This window comes from Mesorhizobium sp. M7A.F.Ca.US.006.01.1.1 (assembly GCF_003997935.1).
Lineage (GTDB): Bacteria > Pseudomonadota > Alphaproteobacteria > Rhizobiales > Rhizobiaceae > Mesorhizobium.
Genome location: NZ_RZQL01000129.1, coordinates 1 through 20,038, shown reverse-complemented (window position 1 = coordinate 20,038; position 20,038 = coordinate 1). Strand labels below are relative to the sequence as shown.

22 protein-coding genes are annotated in these 20,038 nt (G+C 62.4%); 10 read left to right on the top strand and 12 right to left on the bottom strand.

Translation table 11 applies throughout. The features are described 5' to 3' along the window. From hutU to hutI, 4 genes are all read right to left on the bottom strand, one after another. Positions 1–1,629 (bottom strand): urocanate hydratase (hutU, locus tag EN943_RS21825; protein WP_127414599.1); only part of this gene is annotated, 1,629 nt, incomplete at its 3' end. Between the two features lie 27 nt (positions 1,630–1,656). Next, positions 1,657–2,475 (bottom strand): N-formylglutamate deformylase, encoded by an 819-nt coding sequence (hutG, locus tag EN943_RS21820; protein WP_127414598.1) that lies wholly within the window; start codon positions 2,473–2,475, stop codon positions 1,657–1,659. After that, positions 2,475–4,016, bottom strand: a complete 1,542-nt coding sequence (gene hutH / locus EN943_RS21815) for a histidine ammonia-lyase (RefSeq protein ID WP_127414597.1) — start codon at positions 4,014–4,016, stop codon at positions 2,475–2,477. The genes hutG and hutH overlap by 1 nt, the downstream gene beginning before the upstream one ends. Then, the gene (gene hutI / locus EN943_RS21810; protein WP_127414596.1) at positions 4,013–5,248 is read right to left on the bottom strand and encodes an imidazolonepropionase; all 1,236 of its coding nucleotides are present in this window, start codon (positions 5,246–5,248) and stop codon (positions 4,013–4,015) included. The genes hutH and hutI overlap by 4 nt, the downstream gene beginning before the upstream one ends. 98 nt (positions 5,249–5,346) lie before the next feature. Here hutI and EN943_RS21805 point away from each other — a divergent pair, with 98 nt between their 5' ends. Continuing rightward, positions 5,347–6,699, top strand: coding sequence for a formimidoylglutamate deiminase (locus EN943_RS21805; protein WP_127414595.1), 1,353 nt, complete (start codon positions 5,347–5,349; stop codon positions 6,697–6,699). Then, on the top strand, positions 6,696–7,433 hold the full coding sequence (gene hutC, locus EN943_RS21800) for a histidine utilization repressor (RefSeq protein WP_127414594.1): 738 nt from the start codon (positions 6,696–6,698) through the stop codon (positions 7,431–7,433). The genes EN943_RS21805 and hutC overlap by 4 nt, the downstream gene beginning before the upstream one ends. A 191-nt stretch (positions 7,434–7,624) precedes the next feature. On the opposite strand, the gene EN943_RS21795 is transcribed toward hutC, so the two are convergent. After that, entirely contained in the window at positions 7,625–7,969 is a 345-nt protein-coding gene (locus tag EN943_RS21795) for a RidA family protein (protein WP_127414593.1), read from the bottom strand. A gap of 225 nt (positions 7,970–8,194) precedes the next feature. Between EN943_RS21795 and aztA the strand changes: the two genes are divergently transcribed. From aztA to EN943_RS21775, 4 genes are all read left to right on the top strand, one after another. Then, positions 8,195–9,007 (top strand): zinc ABC transporter ATP-binding protein AztA, encoded by an 813-nt coding sequence (gene aztA / locus EN943_RS21790; RefSeq protein ID WP_127414592.1) that lies wholly within the window; start codon positions 8,195–8,197, stop codon positions 9,005–9,007. Beyond that, complete coding sequence (aztB, locus tag EN943_RS21785; protein ID WP_127414591.1) at positions 9,007–9,882, top strand: zinc ABC transporter permease AztB; 876 nt, start codon at positions 9,007–9,009, stop codon at positions 9,880–9,882. Before aztA ends, aztB begins: the two co-directional genes overlap by 1 nt. Positions 9,883–9,910: 28 nt before the next feature. Next, on the top strand, positions 9,911–10,852 hold the full coding sequence (aztC, locus tag EN943_RS21780) for a zinc ABC transporter substrate-binding protein AztC (protein ID WP_127414590.1): 942 nt from the start codon (positions 9,911–9,913) through the stop codon (positions 10,850–10,852). Between the two features lie 150 nt (positions 10,853–11,002). Continuing rightward, positions 11,003–11,341: a TIGR01244 family sulfur transferase gene (locus EN943_RS21775; RefSeq protein WP_127414589.1), complete on the top strand. Its 339-nt coding sequence runs from the start codon at positions 11,003–11,005 to the stop codon at positions 11,339–11,341. A gap of 12 nt (positions 11,342–11,353) precedes the next feature. On the opposite strand, the gene EN943_RS21770 is transcribed toward EN943_RS21775, so the two are convergent. Then, positions 11,354–11,821 (bottom strand): Lrp/AsnC family transcriptional regulator, encoded by a 468-nt coding sequence (locus EN943_RS21770; protein WP_023762149.1) that lies wholly within the window; start codon positions 11,819–11,821, stop codon positions 11,354–11,356. 138 nt (positions 11,822–11,959) lie between these two features. Here EN943_RS21770 and hppD point away from each other — a divergent pair, with 138 nt between their 5' ends. Both hppD and EN943_RS21760 read left to right on the top strand, forming a co-directional pair. Further along, positions 11,960–13,075, top strand: a complete 1,116-nt coding sequence (hppD, locus tag EN943_RS21765) for a 4-hydroxyphenylpyruvate dioxygenase (protein WP_127414588.1) — start codon at positions 11,960–11,962, stop codon at positions 13,073–13,075. A 61-nt stretch (positions 13,076–13,136) separates the two neighbouring features. Further along, entirely contained in the window at positions 13,137–13,325 is a 189-nt protein-coding gene (locus EN943_RS21760) for a type II toxin-antitoxin system prevent-host-death family antitoxin (RefSeq protein WP_127270132.1), read from the top strand. On the opposite strand, the gene EN943_RS21755 is transcribed toward EN943_RS21760, so the two are convergent. The 5 genes from EN943_RS21755 to hmgA form a co-directional block, all read right to left on the bottom strand. Next, complete coding sequence (locus EN943_RS21755) at positions 13,322–13,858, bottom strand: DinB family protein (RefSeq protein WP_127414587.1); 537 nt, start codon at positions 13,856–13,858, stop codon at positions 13,322–13,324. The genes EN943_RS21760 and EN943_RS21755 overlap by 4 nt on opposite strands. 4 nt (positions 13,859–13,862) lie before the next feature. Beyond that, the gene (locus EN943_RS21750; RefSeq protein ID WP_127414586.1) at positions 13,863–14,150 is read right to left on the bottom strand and encodes a hypothetical protein; all 288 of its coding nucleotides are present in this window, start codon (positions 14,148–14,150) and stop codon (positions 13,863–13,865) included. A 4-nt stretch (positions 14,151–14,154) separates the two neighbouring features. Beyond that, the gene (locus EN943_RS21745) at positions 14,155–15,168 is read right to left on the bottom strand and encodes a fumarylacetoacetate hydrolase family protein (protein ID WP_127414585.1); all 1,014 of its coding nucleotides are present in this window, start codon (positions 15,166–15,168) and stop codon (positions 14,155–14,157) included. Positions 15,169–15,259: 91 nt separating this feature from the next. Next, positions 15,260–16,114 (bottom strand): MBL fold metallo-hydrolase, encoded by an 855-nt coding sequence (locus tag EN943_RS21740; protein WP_164778309.1) that lies wholly within the window; start codon positions 16,112–16,114, stop codon positions 15,260–15,262. Between the two features lie 11 nt (positions 16,115–16,125). After that, positions 16,126–17,439 carry a homogentisate 1,2-dioxygenase gene (gene hmgA, locus EN943_RS21735; RefSeq protein ID WP_127414583.1) on the bottom strand — a complete coding sequence of 438 codons (1,314 nt, stop codon included), beginning with the start codon at positions 17,437–17,439 and terminating at the stop codon, positions 16,126–16,128. An 87-nt stretch (positions 17,440–17,526) separates the two neighbouring features. Here hmgA and EN943_RS21730 point away from each other — a divergent pair, with 87 nt between their 5' ends. Both EN943_RS21730 and EN943_RS21725 read left to right on the top strand, forming a co-directional pair. Further along, a complete protein-coding gene (locus EN943_RS21730; RefSeq protein ID WP_127414582.1) occupies positions 17,527–18,009 on the top strand; it encodes a MarR family transcriptional regulator in 483 nt (160 codons plus the stop codon). 167 nt (positions 18,010–18,176) lie between these two features. After that, positions 18,177–18,977 carry a hypothetical protein gene (locus tag EN943_RS21725; protein WP_127414581.1) on the top strand — a complete coding sequence of 267 codons (801 nt, stop codon included), beginning with the start codon at positions 18,177–18,179 and terminating at the stop codon, positions 18,975–18,977. A 26-nt stretch (positions 18,978–19,003) separates the two neighbouring features. On the opposite strand, the gene tdh is transcribed toward EN943_RS21725, so the two are convergent. Further along, positions 19,004–20,038 (bottom strand): L-threonine 3-dehydrogenase, encoded by a 1,035-nt coding sequence (tdh, locus tag EN943_RS21720; RefSeq protein WP_013533376.1) that lies wholly within the window; start codon positions 20,036–20,038, stop codon positions 19,004–19,006.

Below are 20,038 nucleotides of genomic sequence, written 5' to 3'. Positions count from 1 at the left end.
GCATTCGACGGCGATTTCGTAGCCGGCATCGGCGTGGCGCATGACACCGCTCGCCGGGTCGTTCCACAACACCCGCTCCAGGCGCCTTGCTGCGTCCGGCGTGCCGTCGGCGACGATGACCATGCCGGCGTGCTGCGAAAAGCCCATGCCGACGCCGCCGCCATGGTGCAGCGACACCCAGGTGGCGCCGGACGCCGTGTTGAGCAATGCGTTGAGCAGCGGCCAGTCGGACACCGCGTCCGAACCGTCCTTCATGGATTCCGTTTCGCGGTTCGGCGAGGCGACCGAGCCGGAATCGAGGTGATCGCGGCCGATGACGACAGGCGCCTTCAGCTCACCCTTGGCCACCATCTCGTTGAAGGCGAGGCCGAGCCTGTGGCGGTCGCCGAGGCCGACCCAGCAGATGCGCGCCGGCAACCCTTGAAAGGCGATGCGCTCGCGCGCCATGTCGAGCCAATTGTGCAGATGGGTGTTGCCGGGCGTCAGTTCGCGCACCTTGGCATCGGTCTTGTAGATATCCTCAGGATCGCCCGACAGCGCCGCCCATCGAAAGGGGCCGATGCCGCGGCAGAACAGCGGACGGATATAGGCCGGCACGAAGCCGGGGAAGGCAAAGGCGTTCTCGAACCCCTCCTCCTTGGCCACCTGGCGAATGTTGTTGCCGTAGTCGAGCGTCGGCACGCCGGCGTTCCAGAACGCCACCATCGCCTCGACATGTTCGCGCATGGAAGCGCGTGCCGCCTTCTCGACCGCCTTGGGGTCGCTGACGCGCTTCTCGCGCCACTCGGCCATCGTCCAGCCCTTCGGCAGATAGCCATTGATGGGATCATGCGCCGAGGTCTGGTCCGTCACCATATCGGGACGAATGCCACGCCGGAACATTTCCGGGACGATCTCGGCCGTATTGCCAAGCAGACCGACCGACTTCGCCTCACCGGCCTTGGTCCAGCGTTCGATCTTTTCCAGCGCCTCGTCGAGCGTGTCGGCGCGCTCGTCGACGTAGCGGGTGCGCAGGCGAAAATCGATCGAGTCCGGGTTGCATTCGATGGCCAGGCAGCAGGCGCCGGCCATGACGGCGGCGAGCGGCTGGGCGCCACCCATGCCGCCGAGACCGCCGGTCAGGATCCATTTTCCCTTGAGATTGCCGCCATAGTGCTGGCGGCCGGCCTCGACGAAGGTCTCGTAGGTGCCCTGCACGATGCCTTGCGTGCCGATGTAGATCCACGAGCCGGCCGTCATCTGGCCGTACATCATCAGGCCCTTCTTATCGAGCTCGTTGAACTTTTCCCAATTCGCCCAGTGCGGCACCAAATTGGAGTTGGCGATCAGCACGCGCGGGGCGTCCGGATGGGTGCGGAAGACGCCAACCGGCTTGCCGGACTGCACCAGCAAAGTCTCGTCATCGGCCAGCGTCCTCAAGGAGGCGACGATGCGGTCGAAATCGTTCCAGGTACGCGCCGCCCGGCCGATGCCGCCATAGACGACCAGCTCGTTGGGATTTTCAGCAACATCCGGGTCGAGATTGTTCATCAGCATGCGCAGCGGCGCTTCCGTCAGCCAGGAGCGCGCGCTGATTTCGGTGCCGCGCGGGCTGCGGACTTCGCGGATGTTGTGGCGAGGATTGTTCATGGCGTCACTCCATAAAAGGACCTGATGTCAGACGCGCGCCCAGGATGTCGCGGTCTCGAGGATTTTCCGCAGCGTGGCGCGGATCGGTGCTGCGAACTCGGCGTCATAGGGCACCGGCCAATTGTCCGGCGTGCCCTTGCCATCTGGCTCGCGCATATAGCCGCGGTTGGAGAGTTCCATCTGCAGCGCATGCACGCCTTGTTGCGGCTGGCCGAAATGGCGTGTGATCCAGCCGCCCTTGAAGCGGCCGTTGATGACAAAGGTTTCACCGGTTTCGGTCATGATCTGGCCGACCATCGCCTGCAGCGTCGGATCGGCGCTCCTGCCGTCATTGGTGCCGAGATTGAAAACCGGCAGCATGCCTTCAAACAGGCGCGGCAGCGCTGAACGGATCGAGTGGCAGTCATAGAGCACGATCTTTTCGTGCAAGCTACGCAACCGGTCGATCTCGACCTGCAGGGCGGCATGGTAGGGCACGAAGAATTTCTCGCGACGCTCGTCGATCTCCGACGGCCCCGGTTCTTCGCCCTCGCGATAGAGTGGATCGCCATCGAAAGTCTCGGTCGGGCAAAGGCCGGTCGTCGCCTGGCCGGGGTAAAGCGAGGCGCCGGAGGGATCGCGGTTGACGTCGATGACGGTGCGCGAGATCGCGGTGTGCACCACCGTCGCCCCGAGGCTGGCGGCAAAGTCATAAAGATTGTCGATCCACCAATCGCAGTCGCGGCGGCCGAGCCAGGGCGAGACCAGCCGATTCTCAAGGCCGGCGAGGTCGATGCCGGTGTGTGGTATCGACACCAGCAACGGGGCTGTGCCGGGCGTGACCGTCAGCCACGGCGCGCTTGCCATCACATCGCTCCGGAAATCGACGGCAGAGCCACACCGCCGGCGGCCCTGATGGCCGCACCGCTGCGCACCATGGCGATGGCTTTTTCCATATCGGGGTGGAAATGGCGGTCATTGTCGAGATGCGGCACTTCGGCCCGGACCAGCTTGCGCACTGCCTCCAGGGCGCCGCTCGAGGCCAGCGGTGCATGGAAATCGCAACCTTGGGCCGCGGCCAGCAATTCGATGCCTATCACCGCGGTGGCGTTCTCGACCATGCCGATCAGCCGGCGCGCACCGTGCGCGGCCATCGAAACATGGTCTTCCTGGTTGGCCGATGTGGGAATCGAATCGACGCTGGCCGGATAGGCTTTCTGCTTGTTTTCCGAGACGAGAGCCGCCGCCGTCACCTGCGGGATCATGAAGCCGGAGTTCAGACCGGGCTTCGGTGTCAGAAAGGCCGGCATGCCGGAAAGTGCCGGATCGACCAGCATGGCGATGCGGCGCTCCGACAGTGAGCCGATCTCGCAGACGGCGAGCGCGATCATGTCGGCGGCGAAGGCGACCGGCTCGGCGTGGAAATTGCCGCCTGAAAGTGCGGTGTCATCCTCAGCGAAGATCAGCGGATTGTCGGTGACGCCGTTGGCCTCGGTGCCCAGCGTATCGGCGGCCTGGCGCAGCACGGTGAGTGCCGCGCCCATGACCTGCGGCTGGCAGCGCAGGCAGTACGGATCCTGCACGCGTTCGTCGCCAACCCGATGCGATTCACGGATGGCGCTGCCGGCCATCAGATTGCGCAGGGCACCGGCCGTCTCGATCTGCCCGGGATGCTTTCTCAGCACATGGATGCGCGGATCGAAGGGCGCGTCCGAGCCTTTTGCCGCGTCGGTCGACAGGGCGCCGGCGACCAGCGCCGATTGGTAGAGCACTTCGGCCTCGAACAGAGCGGCCAGCGCATAGGCGGTCGAAAACTGGGTGCCGTTGAGCAGCGCCAGGCCTTCCTTGGCGCCCAGTGCCACCGGCTCCAGGCCATGCGACACGAAGGCTACCTTGGCCGGGAAACGGCCATGCGGGGTAAAGCATTCGCCGACGCCGATCATCACCGCCGTCATATGCGACAATGGGGCGAGGTCGCCGGAGGCGCCGACCGAACCCTGCGCCGGCACCACCGGGATGACGTCGTTGGCCAGCATCGCTTCCAGCAATTCAATGGTCTGCGGCCGCACACCCGACGCGCCCTGCGCCAGGCTGGCGAGCTTCAGCGCCATCATCAGCCTGCAGACGGCAACCGGCATCGGCTCGCCGACGCCGGCGGCGTGCGACAGGACGATGTTGCGCTGCAAGGTCTCGAGATCCTCGGCCGGGATGCGAACGCTGGCCAGTTTGCCGAAGCCGGTGTTGATGCCATAGACCGGCTCGCCCTTGGCAACGATCCTGGCGACGGCCTCGGCGCTCGCCTTGATTTTCGGCCGGCAGGCATTGTCCAGCTTGGGCACGGCGCCAAGATAGATGGCGCGCCAGTCCGCCAGCGTCGCATTGCCGGGCTTCAGGGTCAGTTCGGTCATTGTCCTCTCCAGATGCGGGCATGCAGCGGGTTGAAGCCCATGCGGTAGACGAGTTCGGCGGGGCGCTCGATGTTCCAGATCGCCAGGTCGGCGGATTTTCCGACCTTGAGCGTGCCGGTTTCTCCCAGCAAACCAAGCGCGCGGGCGGCCTCGCGGGTGACGCCGGCAAGGCATTCATCGACCGTCAGGCCGAACAGGGTCGCGGCCATGTTCATGGTCAGGAGCAGCGAGGTCAGCGGCGAGGTGCCGGGATTGTTGTCGGTGGCGACAGCCATCCTGACGCCGTGCTGGCGAAACAGGCCGATCGGCGGCTTCTTGGTTTCGCGAATGAAATAGTAGGCGCCTGGCAGGATCGTCGCCACGGTCCCCGCCTTGGCCATCGCCGCCGCACCCGCCTCGTCGGTGTATTCGAGATGGTCGGCCGACAGCGCACCGTAACGGGCGGCGAGTTCGGCGCCATGCAGATTGGACAACTGGTCGGCATGGAGCTTGACCGGCAGGCCTGCCGCCTTGGCCGCATCGAAGACGCGCGCCATCTGTTCCGGCGAAAAGGCGATGCCCTCGCAAAAACCGTCGACGGCATCGGCCAGTCCCTCGGCGGCAACCGATGGAAGAATCTTATTGGCGACCAGATCGATAAAGGCGTCCTTGTCGCCCTTGGCTTCCGGCGGCAGCGCGTGAGCGCCGAGAAAGGTGGTGCGGATCGTCACCGACCGTTGCTCGCCCAGTTGGCGGGCTGCACGCAGCGATTTCTTTTCGTTTTCGAGGTCGAGGCCGTAGCCCGACTTTACTTCCACTGACGTTACGCCCTCGGCGATCAGCGCATCGAGGCGTGGCAGCGATTGGGTGACCAGTTCGCTCTCGCTGGCGGCGCGCAGCGATTTGACCGAGGAGACGATGCCGCCACCGGCCCGGGCGACCTCTTCATAGGTGGCGCCGGCCAGCCGCATCTCGAATTCGTTGGCGCGGTTGCCGGCATGGACCAGATGCGTGTGGCAGTCGATCAGGCCAGGCGTGATCCAGCGGCCCTCGCAATCGACCGTTTCGGCGGCCTGGGCAAGTGTTGGGGGCAGCTCCGATTCGGGGCCGGCATAGACAATGCGGCCGTCACGCGCAGCGACCGCGCCATGTTCGACGACGCCAAGTCCGGCAGACCCTTCGGCCATGGTCGTGAGCCGCGCATTGCGCCACAGACGAAGATCCCCTGCCCGGCTTTTGCTCTGTCCAGCCATCATCTTTTCCGTTTCAATCGATGACGATTATGTATATACATATTGAAACGCACTGCAAGTGCCATCATCGCATGAGAGACAGAGAACCGGAGAGAAAAGTGGCAGCGATCTTTGCGAAACAGGCGCTCCTTCCCGATGGCTGGCGCGATAATGTGCGGCTCACCCTGGCCGAGGGACGCATTGCAGCCGTTCAGCCTGGCGCCGCTGCGGCAGCCGGCGACGAACGCCACGCGATCCTGTTGCCCGGCATGCCCAATTTGCACAGCCACGCCTTCCAGCGCGGCATGGCCGGCCTTGCCGAGCTTCGCGGCCCCTCCGCCGACAGTTTCTGGAGCTGGCGCGAGGTGATGTACCGTTTCGCCCTGTCGATGACACCCGATCAGGTCGAGGCGGTTGCCGCACAACTCTATGTCGAAATGCTGGAGGCCGGCTTTTCACGCGTCGGGGAATTTCACTATCTGCATCACGACCGCAACGGCAAACCCTATGCCAACCCCGCCGAAATGGCCGAACGCATTGCGGCCGCGGCCGGCGAAACGGGTATCGGCCTGACGCTGTTGCCGGTGTTTTATGCGCACTCGTCTTTCGGCGGTGCCGTGCCAAACGAAGGCCAGCGGCGATTCATCAACGATGTGAATCGGTTCTCGCGGCTTGTTGAGAAATGCCGCGAATCGGTTCGCGCGTTGAAACAGGCTGTCGTCGGCGTCGCTCCGCACAGCCTTCGCGCCGCGACACCGGAAGAGCTGACCGAGGTGGCTGCCTTAGCGCCGGACGGGCCGATCCACATCCATGTCGCCGAACAGGTGAAGGAAGTCGAGGATTGCCTCGCCTGGTCGGGCGCGCGGCCGGTTGAATTTCTGCTGGCCAATGCCAAGGTCGACAAGCGCTGGTGCCTGATCCACGCCACCCATATGACCGATACGGAAACCGTTGCCATGGCCAGGAGCGGCGCCATCGCCGGCCTCTGCCCGATCACCGAGGCCAATCTCGGCGACGGCACTTTTGCCGCGCCGCTGTTCAGGGAACATGGCGGCCGCTATGGCGTCGGCTCCGATTCCAACGTGCTCATCGGCCTCCCCGATGAGTTGCGCCAGCTCGAATATTCGCAGCGCCTCGCCCACCGCGCCCGCAATGTGCTGGCGGTCGCGGGCGGCTCGACCGGCCGGGCGCTGTTCAACGCCGCACTCGACGGTGGCAGCGTCGCGCTTGGCGCCGGTGCTTCCGCGATCGCCGCCGGCGCATCGGCCGATCTCGTCTCGCTCGATCCCAAAAATCCCTCGCTGGCCGGCAAGAGCGGCGACGCGATCCTCGACGCCTGGATCTTCGCCAATGGCAGCAAGGTCGACTGCGTCTGGGTGCATGGGCTCAAACAGGTCAGCGGCGGCAGGCATTTCAAGCGCGAGGCCATCGCCGAGCGTTTTCGCAGCGTGATGACGGCGCTTTCGGCATGAGCATGGCCGGCACAGTGGTAGCGGAAGGTGGCGGCTCGCTGCACCAGCGCATCCTGACCGACATTAGCGAGAAGATCACGTCCGGCGCATGGGCGCCCGGCCATCGCATCCCGTTCGAGCACGAACTGAGCGTGCAATACAATTGCTCGCGCATGACGGTGAACAAGGCGCTGTCACAGCTTGCCAAGGCCGGGCTGATCGAACGACGCCGCCGCTCAGGCAGCTTTGTGCGCCGGCCGCAGTCGCAAGCGGCGGTGCTGGAAATCCACGATATCCGCATCGAGGTCGAAGCGCTCGGCCTGCCCTACCGCTACGAGCGCGTTGCTCGGCACAAAAGGCGCAGCAGCGCCGAGGATCGCGCCCTGCTGGAATTGGGCTTGGCCGGACCGGTTCTGGCGCTGGAATGCGGGCATTTCGCCGGCGAGCGGCCGTTCGCGCATGAACAGCGGCTGATCAATCTCACCGCCGTGCCCGAGGCAGCGGACGAGGAATTCCTGGCCATAGCGCCAGGGCCATGGCTGATCGGCCGCGTGCCGTGGAGCGAAGCCGAGCACCGGATTCGCGCTGTCGCCGCCGACAGACATATAGCGGCCGCACTCGACATCGAAGTCGGCGCGCCGTGCCTGGTGGTCGAGCGACGGACATGGAGCGCCGAACATCCGGTCACCCATGTGCGCTTTACCTACGCGGCCGAGAGCCACACGCTGGTGGCAAGGTTCAGGCCGCAGGGGTGAGGTGATCTCCCCCTCGTGGGGGAGATGTCCGGCAGGACAGAGGGGGGCGCCGTGGAGCGCGACCCTCGAATGCGCCTGCCGGGAATTTGTTCGACGGTGTTTCGATAAAATGAGAGGCTGGCGGGACAGCGCGCCCCTCTGCCCTGCCGGGCATCTCCCCCACACGGGGGGAGATTGGCAGCTTCGACGCTTTAGATCGCCGCAGTAATAATAATCTCGACCAGATAATCCGGGGTGGCGAGCTTTGCTTCGCCGGTGGCGCGGGCTGGCGTGTTGCCCTGCGGCACCCACTTGTCCCATTCCGCGTTCATCTCGGCAAAGGTGCTCATGTCGGCCAGCCAGATGATCGCCTGCAAGATCTTGGTCTTGTCGGAACCGGCCTTGGCCAGCAGTTCGTCTATGGCCGCCAGGATGTCCCTGGTCTGCGAGGCGACATTGCCGGTCGGCTGGCCGACCTGGCCAGCCAGATAGACGGTGTCTCCGTGAATGACGATCTGGCTCATGCGCGGGCCAACATCGATGCGACGAATGCTCATTGGATGGTTCCTTCTGTGGCGGTTGCGCTTCTTTAGAGTCGCGGCCGGCTTCGGGCAAGGTCGCCAGGTCGAATCCCCTTGGGCCAAGGGCATATGATATCAACACACGGCAAGTTGACCGCCAGCCGCAATTCCGCCGGATTGGCTTGTTGACTAATGTAATAACATCACATATCCAATCGGCCGCTGCCAGCAGCCGGATTTCGCCGCCCCACGGATCGCAGAATGACAAACACCTGCCTGACATTCCGCGACCTGACGCTTGGCTACGGCAGCCATCCGGCGATCCATCATCTCGACGGCACCATCCGCAAGGGCTCGCTGACGGCTGTGGTCGGCGCCAACGGTTCCGGCAAATCGACGCTGATGAAAGGCATTGTCGGCGTCCTGAAGCCGATGGCCGGCGAGGTTATCCGCGCGCCCGGCGTCCGCGCCGCCTATCTGCCGCAGCAATCGGAGCTCGACCGCTCCTTTCCGGCGCGGGTGGTGGATCTGGTTTCGCTCGGCCTGTGGCCACGGCGCGGCCTGCTTGGCCGCTACACCAGGGAAGATCGCGACGACGTCAGCAAGGCACTGATGGCGGTCGGCCTCGGCGGTTTTGAAAAACGCCCGATCGACACGCTGTCGGGCGGCCAGCTGCAGCGCACGCTGTTTGCCCGCGTCCTGCTGCAGGACGCCGATCTCATCCTGCTCGACGAACCCTTCAACGCCGTCGACGCCAAGACGGTCGGCGACCTCATTGCCCTGATCAAGCACTGGCATGGCGAGGAACGCACCATCATGGTCGTCGTCCACGATCTGGACCTGGTGCGGCAGAATTTCCCCGAAACGCTGTTGCTTGCCCGCCAGCCGATCGCCTGGGGCGAAACCCGGGAAACGCTGAAGCCAGAAAACCTGTTGCGCGCCCGCCGTTTTCACGAGGCTTGGGAAGAAAATGCGCCCTGGTGCGAGCCGGGCGAGGACGCTCATGGTCACGATCACCATGACCATGACCACGATCACGACCGCCAACATGGCGTCGGACCGAGGGCTGCCTGATGGATACGCTTTACGGTCTTGTCATCGCGCCCTTCGCCGATTTCGGCTTCATGCAGCGGGCGTTGATCGGTTCGCTGATGCTGTCGCTCGGCGCTTGCCCCATCGGCGTCTTCCTGATGCTGCGGCGCATGAGCCTGTCGGGCGACGCCATGGCGCATGCAATCCTGCCCGGTGCGGCCGCCGGCTTCCTGTTCTATGGCTTGGAAATCCTGCCTATGACCATCGGCGGCCTGATCGCCGGCGTCATCGTCGCGCTCGGCGCCGGCGCCGTCTCGCGCTTCACCATCCAGCGCGAAGACGCCTCGATGGCGGCCTTCTACCTGATTTCGCTCGCCATCGGCGTGCTGATGGTGTCGATCCGCGGCTCCAGCGTCGATCTCATGCATGTGCTGTTCGGCACGGTGCTGGCGCTCAACGACGAGGCGCTGATACTGATCGGCGGCATTGTAGCGGTAACGCTGGCCAGCCTTGCCATCTTCTGGCGGGCACTGGTCGCCGAATGCCTCGATCCGCTGTTCCTGCGCTCGGTCAGCCGCATGGGCAGTCCGGTGCACTTCATCTTCCTCGGCCTCGTCGTGCTCAATCTGGTGGGCGGCTTCCAGGCGCTCGGTACGCTTCTGTCGGTCGGACTGATGATGCTGCCGGCCGCTGCCGCCCGCTTCTGGACGGTGCGCGTCGAGCCGATGTGCGTGCTGGCGGTGCTGATCGGCTTTGCGTCCTGCGTCGCCGGGCTGCTTTTGTCCTATCACGCGTCGCTGCCGTCCGGCCCGGCCATCATCCTGTCGGCCGGCGTCGTCTATTTCGCCTCGATCCTGTTTGGCACGCGCGGCATTCTGCGCGCGCGCATCATCCATCACCGTCACAGAACGGCCTGACCCCCCGCCCCTAGAAGGAGACCCATCTATGCTGAAATCGATCCATGCCGCCCTGGCGATGAGTGTTATAACATTAACCGCCTTTGGCGCATCGTCGGCCTTCGCGGCACCGCTGAAAGTGGTTGCCAGCTTCACCGTCATTGCCGATTTCGCCAAAAATGTCGGCGGCGACCGCATCGACGTCACCACCATCGTCGGGCCGGATGGCGACGCCCATGTCTACGAGCCGAGCCCGGCCGATGCTGTGGCCATGGCCAAGGCCGACATCGTGCTGGTCAACGGCTTGCATTTCGAAGGTTTTCTGCAGCGGCTGGTCGATGCCAGCGCCACCAAGGCGTCCATCATCACCTTGACCAAGGGCGTGACGACGATCGATTTCAAGCCTGAATTCGCCGACGCCGATGCAGCCGAAGGCGCCGGCACCGGCGGCGGCAAGACGGTCACCGATCCGCACGCATTCCAGTCGATCGCCAATGCCAGGATCTATGTGAAGAACATCGCCGAGGCCTTTTGCGCGGCCGATTCGGAAGGCTGCGTCAGCTACCAGACCAACGCCGCCGCTTACACCAAGAAGCTCGACGCTGTCGAAGGTGAAGTGAAAGCGGCGATTGCCTCGATCCCGGAGAGCAAACGCGTCGTCATCACCTCGCATGACGCCTTCGGCTATTTCGAACACGCATACGGCCTGACCTTCCTCGCCCCGCAAGGCATCTCGACCGACTCGGAACCATCCGCCGCCGACGTCGCCAAGCTGGTTACCCAGGTGAAGCAGGACAAGGCGGCTGCGATCTTCGTCGAGAACATCACCAACCCGCGCCTGATCGAACAGATCGCCAGCGAAACCGGCATCAAGGTCGGCGGCACGCTCTATTCGGACGCGCTGTCGCAGCCCGACGGCCCGGCCGCGACCTATATCGACATGATGCACAACAATATCCGTCAGATCAAAGGCGCCATTCTCGGCAGCTGAGTTTGAAGGTTCGTCCAGCCGGGCCGCATCGGCTCGGTTGGATTTTCCGGCACGCAATGTCTATTTGGCAGAGAATTCCTTCGGTACGGATTGCCGCCCATGTCGGGGAGTGGCAAGACTGCCACCTGACCAGTTTGCGAGGATGCTGCCATGGAATACCGCGAAATCAGCGAGGACTATTCGGTTTCGGGCCAGATCCAGCCTGAGGACGTCGCCGCCATCAAGGAAGCCGGCTTCAAGAGCGTCATCTGCAACCGGCCCGATGACGAACAGCCCGGCCAGCCTTCTGCCGACACCGTCAAGGCGGCGGTGGAAGCCGCAGGGCTCGCTTTCCGCTACATTCCGGTGATCAGCGGCCAGATCACGGCCGAGAATGTCGACGATCAGGCCGAAGCGCTCGACGAGCTCGACGGCCCGGTCTTCGCCTATTGCCGCTCCGGCGCCCGCTGCACCAATCTGTATGGGTTGATCCAGCAGTCGAAGGGTTGATCCGCCCAAAATTTAGATCGGCAGCGCGCCGGTTTCCTTGAGCGTCTCCAGCACGATCGCCGTCTTCACATGCTGCACGGATTCGTGCGGCAAGAGCACCCCGTTGACGAATTCCGACAGCGACTTCAGGTCGGGTGTTACCACTTTCAGGATGTAATCCATCTCGCCGGTCAGGGCGTGCGCCTCCTGCACCTCGGGCAGCCGCGCCACCAACTCACCGAAGCGCCGCGCATTGTCGCGGTTGTGCGTGGCGAGCGTGACCGAGATGACGTTGACCAGCGAAAAACCGAGCTTGTCGCGGTCGAGAACGGCGCGATAGCCCTTGATAAAGCCGTCCTCCTCCAGCCGCTGACGGCGGCGCGAGCATTGCGACGCCGACAGGTTCACCCGCTCCGAAAGATCGTTGTTGGTGAGCCGCGCATCACCCTGCAACAGCGCCATTATCTTGCGGTCAAACTGATCAATGCGCGTTTCATCCATGGTTTTTCCTCATATCATGCATGCTTCACGCATGACATCATCATTTCAAGCGTTTGAATGCAAGCACCGTGCGCCTCCTCCGCGTTATGATCGTGCAAGATGGGCCTTTTCAGGCCAGGCCAGCTTCGGAGGAATATCATGGGTCCCTTCCCGCACGACGCACCGCCCGCCAGGATCAGCAAGGACAATCCGGCCGGCACCGACGGTTTCGAGTTTGTCGAGTTCGCGCATGCGGAGCCGCAGAAGCTGGCCGAACTCTTCGCCCGCATGGGCTATGTCGCGGTAGCCAGGCACCGCACGAAAGACATCACCATCTGGCGCCAGGGCGACATCAACTATGTCGTCAATGCCGAGCCCGGCTCGCATGCGATGAAGTTCGTCGACAAGCACGGCCCCTGCGCCGCCTCGATGGCCTGGCGGGTGGTCGATGCCAAGCACGCCTTCGATCATGCCGTTGCCAAGGGCGCCACGCCTTACGAAGGCGCCGACAAGGCGCTCGACGTGCCGGCAATCATCGGCATTGGCGGCTCGCTGCTCTATTTCATCGAGACCTATGGCGAGAAGGGCTCGGCCTATGATGCCGAGTTCGAGTGGCTGGGCGGTCGCGACCCGCGGCCGGAAGGCGTCGGCTTCTATTACCTCGATCACCTGACCCACAATGTCTATCGCGGCCAGATGGACAAGTGGTGGGATTTCTACCGCAATCTGTTCGGCTTCAAGCAGATCCATTTCTTCGACATCGACGGCAAGATCACCGGCCTGGTCAGCCGCGCCATCACCTCGCCCTGCGGCAAGATCCGCATTCCACTGAACGAGTCGAAGGACGAGACCAGCCAGATCGCCGAATACCTGAAGAAGTACAATGGCGAGGGCATCCAGCACATTGCGGTTGGCACCGACGAGATCTACGCCGCTACAGACAAGCTTGCCGAGAACGGGCTGAAGTTCATGCCCGGCCCGCCTGAAACCTACTACGACATGTCGTATGGCCGCGTGAACGGCCATGACGAACCGATCGAGCGGATGAAGAAGCACGGCATCCTGATCGACGGCGAAGGCGTCGTCGATGGCGGCATGACCAAGATCCTGCTGCAGATCTTTTCGAAGACCGTGATCGGCCCGATCTTTTTCGAGTTCATCCAGCGCAAGGGCGACGAAGGTTTTGGCGAGGGCAACTTCCGCGCGCTGTTCGAATCCATCGAGCAGGACCAGATCAAGCGCGGGGTGATCAAGGTGGACGGCAAGGCGGCGTAAGGCTACTCTCGCTGCGGCCCAATCGGCTTTGGCTTAAGGTTGGGCCTAGTGAGGTCAAGCCATGCACGTCTCTATTACGGAAGCCAGAGCCAAACTGTCGGAACTCGTCAGGCGTGCAAATGCTGGCGAAGAGATCGTAATCACCCGGCGTGGCAGGGTCGTAGCGCGTCTCTTGCCGCCCCCCGGCAAGGAAAGACCTATCGGCGCCACCGCTGCTCTGAAAGGGCCGAGCGGCTTGACGATTAATTAGAGCCCCAGCCGCTCAACCTCCACTTTCCTCAACTTCAAATCATAGTCGAGCAGAAACTCATCCAATTGCGGCGGCTTGACCGACGTGCCCGAAAGCATGGCGTGCACCTGACCGCGATGATGGATGTCGTGCAGGAAGACATGGGCGAGGATATCGCCGATGCGCTCGGGGATCATGCCGTCCTCGCGCCGGTCGGTGATAACCTGCCGATCGAGATCGTCGGCCGACAGCCTATCGCAAAAGACGATCAGCCGCCGGTCGGCTGCGACCTGCGCGGCAAACAACGCCGCCGGCTCGTCGAGGGGCACGAAGTCGTCATGGGCGGCAGCACCGAGACCACCCTCTTCGAGAAAATCGAGATAGAGAAGATCGACCGCAAGGATGTGGTTGAGCGTTGCCTTGATCGACGGAAAGAAGCTGGTGCGTTCGGCCTCGAACTCACCAGGCTGGAGGGACAGCACCGCGCGGTAGAGCCGGTCGTTCGACCACAGATTGTTGTCGGCCATCCGGCGCAGATGGTCGAGCAGGTCCACGAGATCAGCCCCCTGCCCGCACCAGATGCAAGCCTGCCCCCATGATCGCGAATCCGGCAAGAACGAGCAACAGCAGCCCGTTCATGCGTCGCCGCATGGCTTGCGTCTCCTCATCCCGCGCGACTTTCACGTTGGTGATGGTGTGGAACATCATCGCCTTGCGTGGAAAGCCGCTGCGGTTGGTCAGGTCGGGTGAGCGCGCCTCGATGCAGTAGCTCAGCCGGGTCGCCTGGATGAAGACCGCCAGTATGGCGAGTGCCCAGACACCAGCCAGCAGATAGACCCCCGTCATGCCCTCACCTCTCGTATTTTTCGACCTTCTGCTCGATGGCGCCGAAGATCGAATGCCCGGTTTTGTCCTTCATCTCGATGCGCACCGTGTCGCCGAAGCGCAGGAACGGCGTTTTGGGTTCGCCTGACACAATGGTCTCGATCATGCGCAGTTCGGCGATGCAGGAATAGCCGGCGCCACCGGCCGAGACAGGCTTGCCCGGCCCGCCGTCGAGCTTATTGGAGACGGTCCCCGAGCCGATGATCGTGCCGGCGGCCAATGGCCGTGTCCTTGCCGCGTGAACGATCAGCGCCGGAAAGTCGAAGGTCATGTCGATACCGGCATTGGCCCGGCCGAACGGCTTGCCGTTGAGATCGGCGAGCAGCGGCAGGCTGACCTTGCCGCCGTCCCAGGCGTCATCCAGTTCGTCCGGCGTCACCGCGACAGGCGAAAAGGTCGAGGACGGCTTTGACTGGAAAAACCCAAATCCCTTGGCAAGCTCCGGTCCGGTCAGCGCGCGCAACGTGACATCGTTGACCAGCATGACCAGCCGGATCGCTGCCTTTGCTGCTTCGAGACTGGCGCCCATCGGCACGTCGTCGATAATGACGGCGACTTCCCCCTCCATGTCGATGCCGAAGGCCTCGTCAGCCACGCGGATCGGATCGCGTGGCGGAATGAAAGAATCCGAGCCGCCCTGGTAGATCAGCGGGTCGGTCCAGAAGCTTGCCGGCATCTCGGCGCCGCGGGCTTTGCGCACCAACTCGACATGGTTCACATAGGCAGAGCCGTCGGCCCATTGATAGGCGCGCGGCAGCGGCGAATGGGCGTCATGCTCGTGGAAGCGCTCCGCCGGCATCGCATTGTTCTCAAGCGATTCCGCTATTGTCCCGAGATGCGGGGCGATGCGCCGCCAGTCGTCGAGCGCCGCCTGCAGCGTGCGCACCAGGAACGAGACGTCGGTGAAGCGTGTCAGGTCGCGCGAGACGACGACGAGTTTTCCGTCGCGCGTCCCGTCCTTCAATGTGGCAAGCTTCATCCGGTTTCCTCTCCTGCTGCAGCTTTGGCGCTGCTTTGGTTTTTTATCTTACGCATGATCTTTTCCGAAAACCGGTTCCCACTTTTCGGGATCATGCTAGCTCCACAACAAGGCCGTCGCGGGCGATCGTCAAGTCGCCGTTCCAAGTTTTCCTGACAGCGGCAATCCAATCGGCCTCGCCGATCCCGGGATCGTCGGCCGGAATGAGATGATTGAGCACCAGTCTCCTGACGCTGGCATCGCTGGCGATGCTGCCAGCCTCTTCGGCAAAGCTGTGGCTGGCGAGCAGATGCTCTTTCAGCCGCGCGCCATTGCCGGTCCTGGCCACCAGCCGCTCGATGCCTTGTTCCAGCATGGCTTCGTGAACGAGGATATCCGCGCTCCGGGCAAAATCGGCGAGCGGCGGATAAAAGGCAGTGTCAGCGGAGAACACCACGCTTTTGGCGCCATGCTCGAAGCGCAACGCAAAACAATCGGTCACCGGCGGATGCTCGACGCGCAGCGCCGAAACCGTCAAGCCGCCCTGCTCGACCACCTGGCCTTCGCCGAATTCGACGATCGAAACCAGGTCGCGAATATCCGGCCGGCCCTCGTCGACGATGCGGATTTCAATGTCGAACTCCATCGCCTGGCAAAAACGCTGCCAGTAATGGTCCGTGCCAGGTGGGCCGAACACGCCGACGGGCGTCGCCAGACCCGCCGTCCAGGCGGTGTGGATCAGCGGCCCCAGTTCCAGCACGTGGTCGGAATGCAGATGCGTGATGAAGATCAGATCGAGCGATTTCAGGCTGATGCCAGCATCGACCAGACTACGCGTGACGCCAAGTCCGCAGTCGACGACGATGCAGCGGCCGCCGATCTGCAGCAGCGACGAACTCGGCCATGGACCGCCTGGCCGGAGCGCAGGACCACCCTTCGAGCCCAAAAGCACCAACCGATCCGGCATTGGCTCGGCGCTCAAGACCAGTCGCCCTCCGGCGTGCCGTTGAAACGCTTCTTCAGGTCGGCCCAGCAGTCGATGTAATTGTCCTGCCGGGTTTCGAGTTCGGCGCCGTAGCGGGTCAGCATCTGCGGAAATCGGGTCTCGAACATGAACGCCATGGTGTTGTCGAGCTTGACCGGTTTCAGGTCCGCGCGCGAGGCCTTTTCGAAGCCAGGCGCATCCGGCCCATGGGCCAGCATCAGATTGTGCAGGCTGATGCCGCCGGGCACAAAACCCTCTTCCTTGGCGTCGTACTGGCCGTGGATCAGGCCCATGAACTCGCTCATGATGTTGCGGTGATACCAGGGCGGCCGGAACGTATCTTCGGCCACCAGCCAGCGCGGCGGGAAGATGACGAAGTCGATATTGGCGGTGCCTTCCTCGCCGCTCGGCGCCGTCAGCACCGTGAAGATCGACGGATCTGGATGGTCGAACAGCAGCGCGCCGACCGGCGAAAACGTCGCCAGATCATATTTGTAGGGCGCGTAGTTGCCGTGCCAGGCAACGACATCCAGCGGCGAATGGCCGATCTCGGTGACATGGAAATTGCCGCACCATTTCACCGTCAGCCGGCACGGCGTCTCCTTCTCCTCGAACCAGGCGCAAGGCGTCTTGAAATCGCGTGGGTTGGCCAGGCAGTTGGCGCCGATCGGGCCGCGGTTGGGCAGCGTCAACTTGGCGCCGTAGTTCTCGCAGACGTAGCCGCGCACTTCGGCGTCGACCAGCTCGACCTTGAAGACCAGACCGCGTGGCAAGACCGCGATCTCGCCAGGCCTCAATTCTATGACGCCCATCTCGGTGACGAAGCGCAAAGCGCCGACCTGCGGCACCACCAGCAACTCGCCGTCGGCGTTGAAGAAATGGTCGTCGACCATCGAGGTGTTGGCGACATAGACATGAGCCGCCATGCCGGTCTGCCCGAGCACGTCGCCGGCTGTGGTGATCGAGCGCATCCCGGCGATGAAATCGGTCGGCTCCTTCGGCATCGGCACCGGGTTCCAGCGATACTGGCCAAGCGCCAGTTCGTGATCGCCGACATTGGGCGCGGTCTTCCACAAGGGATAGCTGGCCGCCTTGAAACGCCCAGTGTGCTTGACGCTCGGCCGGATGCGATAAAGCCAGGAGCGTTCATTGGTGCCGCGCGGGGCGGTGAAGGGCGAGCCCGAAAGCTGCTCGGCGTAGAGGCCGTAGGCCGGCCGCTGCGGGGAATTTCGTCTTTGCGGTAGCGAACCGGGCAGCGTCTCGGTTTCAAAATCGTTGCCGAAACCCGGCATGTAGGAAAAGGCCATCGCTTCCTCCCGGAATGGATATCAATTGACCAAACTGGTTTCATTTGTAACCATTGAAAATGTAACCATCAATGGCGGCTTTGAAAAATGGCGATCAAGAGCGAAGCGCCCGACGCGCCTGAAATTCTCAATCTGGAAAATTTCCTGCCCTACCGGCTCTACAGGCTTGCCGATGCCGTCAGCCGCGAATTTTCGCGAATATACAAGGACAGCCATGGCCTGACGCGGCCGGAATGGCGCACCCTTTCGGGGCTGGGGCAGCATGGAACGATGACAGCGTCTGCAATCGGCGAGCAATCGGCCATGCACAAGACCAAAGTTTCGCGCGCCGTGGCTGAACTCGAACGGCGGCGTTGGCTCGTGCGGACACCGGATGAGAAAGACCGCCGGGTCGAGCATCTGTCGCTGACCAAGGCGGGGCTGGCCGCCTACCGCGAGATGGTGCCGCTGGCGAAGGCGTTTGAACGGGAATTAATCAAACGCATGAAATTACGTCAACAAGCCGTTCTCTTTGACGCGATCGACAACATGGAAGATGAAAAAATATTACGGCCGACTTCAACCACTTAAGAAGGGCTGGACAAAAATTTGGGAAACAATCGCTCGACCAACATATCGACCATCTACGAGACTACGGGCGACAAATAAACTCGGTTCGTCGCTCGACGATGAAACAGCGTCTTGCAAAAAATTTTATTTAATTTAACTTGAAAGTACTTACTCATTGGGGGGGGCCAATGGTTTCGTATCAGGGATTATTCGGCCTATTTTTGCCTGCGTCGATACTTCTGACCGGATGCGGCAACTTGGCTCCGTACGCGCTCAATCAACCAAGCGTCAACGTCGAAAAAGTCCTAGCAGAAATACAGTGCGCGCTGGATCGCTCCGTCTCGCAATATGAGAAAGCAAATACAAGAAACAAATGGATACGCGAATGGAGTATCGCGTTTGAATTGACCTCAGATCTAACTAACACGGGTGAGATTGGTCTTAGCACCCTGGATTGGTCTATTCCATATTCTCCTTACCCACTCTCACTCGGGCTATTAGGTAAACTTACGCGCGCAAATCAGGACAAAATAGTTTATAAATATAAGTTAAATTTAAATAACCTGAAATGTCCAAATTATTATTACCAATACGGCACCAGTGCCGCCCTCAATAAATCTGTCTCCGCGCTCGGGTTCGATCGGATTTTCGGTACAGCGCAATGGGTAAGGGAAAATAGTGGGGAGAAAAAACTGCCGACATTCTCCTACCGAAGACAGTTTACTCTTACCACCGAAGGAGTAGCCAAACCCGGATTCCATATTACCAATCTTTCGGGCTCAGCGAATGGGCGTCTCGCGCGAGCCAACATCAACACTCTCGACATGGCCTTTGCTGGCCCGCCGCCACCTGACGTCGTTGCGCATGTAATCGTTGATAATCTTCCGGGCGGAGGCAAAAAACATAAGCAACCCGTGGTCGATTCCGACAGGCTCGATCGCATTCTTGAGAACGGCCTCAACAGCCTCAAGAACGAACCTGCTTACTAGCCACGTTCGCTCGATGGATTTGGCGCCTACCAGTCCATCACCACCTTGCCGGAACTGCCGCTGCGCATCGCATCGAAGCCGGCCTGGAAATCGTCGATGCCGATGCGGTGCGTGATCAGGCCGGAGACATCGAGCGGACCCTGCACCAGCGCGATCATCTTGTACCAGGTCTCGAACATCTCGCGACCGTAGATGCCCTTGAGATGCAGCATCTTGAAGATGACCTTGTTCCAGTCGATCTCGAAGCCGGTCGGCGCGATGCCCAGAATGGCGATCTTGCCGCCATTGTTCATGGTGTCGATCATGTCGCGGAAGGCGGGGGCGGCGCCCGACATTTCGAGGCCGACGTCGAACCCCTCGGTCATGCCGAGCACCGGCATGACGTCGCGCAGCTTTTCCTTCGAGGCGTCGACGACATGCTGGACACCGAGTTTTTTGGCAAGCGCCAGCCGCACCGGGTTGATGTCGGTGATGACGACTTTTCGCGCGCCGACGCATTGCGCGACGAGCGCGCCCATGATGCCGATCGGCCCGGCGCCGGTGACCAGCACGTCCTCGCCGACCAGGTCGAAGGACAGAGCAGTGTGAACCGCATTGCCGAGGGGATCGAAGATGGCGGCGATCTCGTCGGGCACGTCGTCGGGGATCGGCACGACATTGTGCTGCGGGATCGCCAGATACTCGCCGAAGGCGCCCGGACGGTTGACGCCGACGCCGAGCGTGTTGCGGCACAGATGCCCTCGCCCGGCGCGACAGTTGCGGCAATGGCCGCAGACGATGTGGCCTTCGCCCGATACACGCTGGCCGACCTTGTATTCGGTGACCGCTGCGCCGAAATCGGCAACGGTGCCGACGAATTCATGGCCCGTCACCATCGGCACCGGCACCGTCTTCTGCGCCCACTGGTCCCAATTGTAGATGTGCACGTCGGTACCGCAGATCGCCGTCTTCTTGATCTTGATCAGCACGTCGTTGGGGCCGATTTCCGGCACCGGCACCTCTTCCATCCAGATGCCCGGTTCGGCCTTGGCCTTCACAAGCGCCTTCATCATGTTCGACAT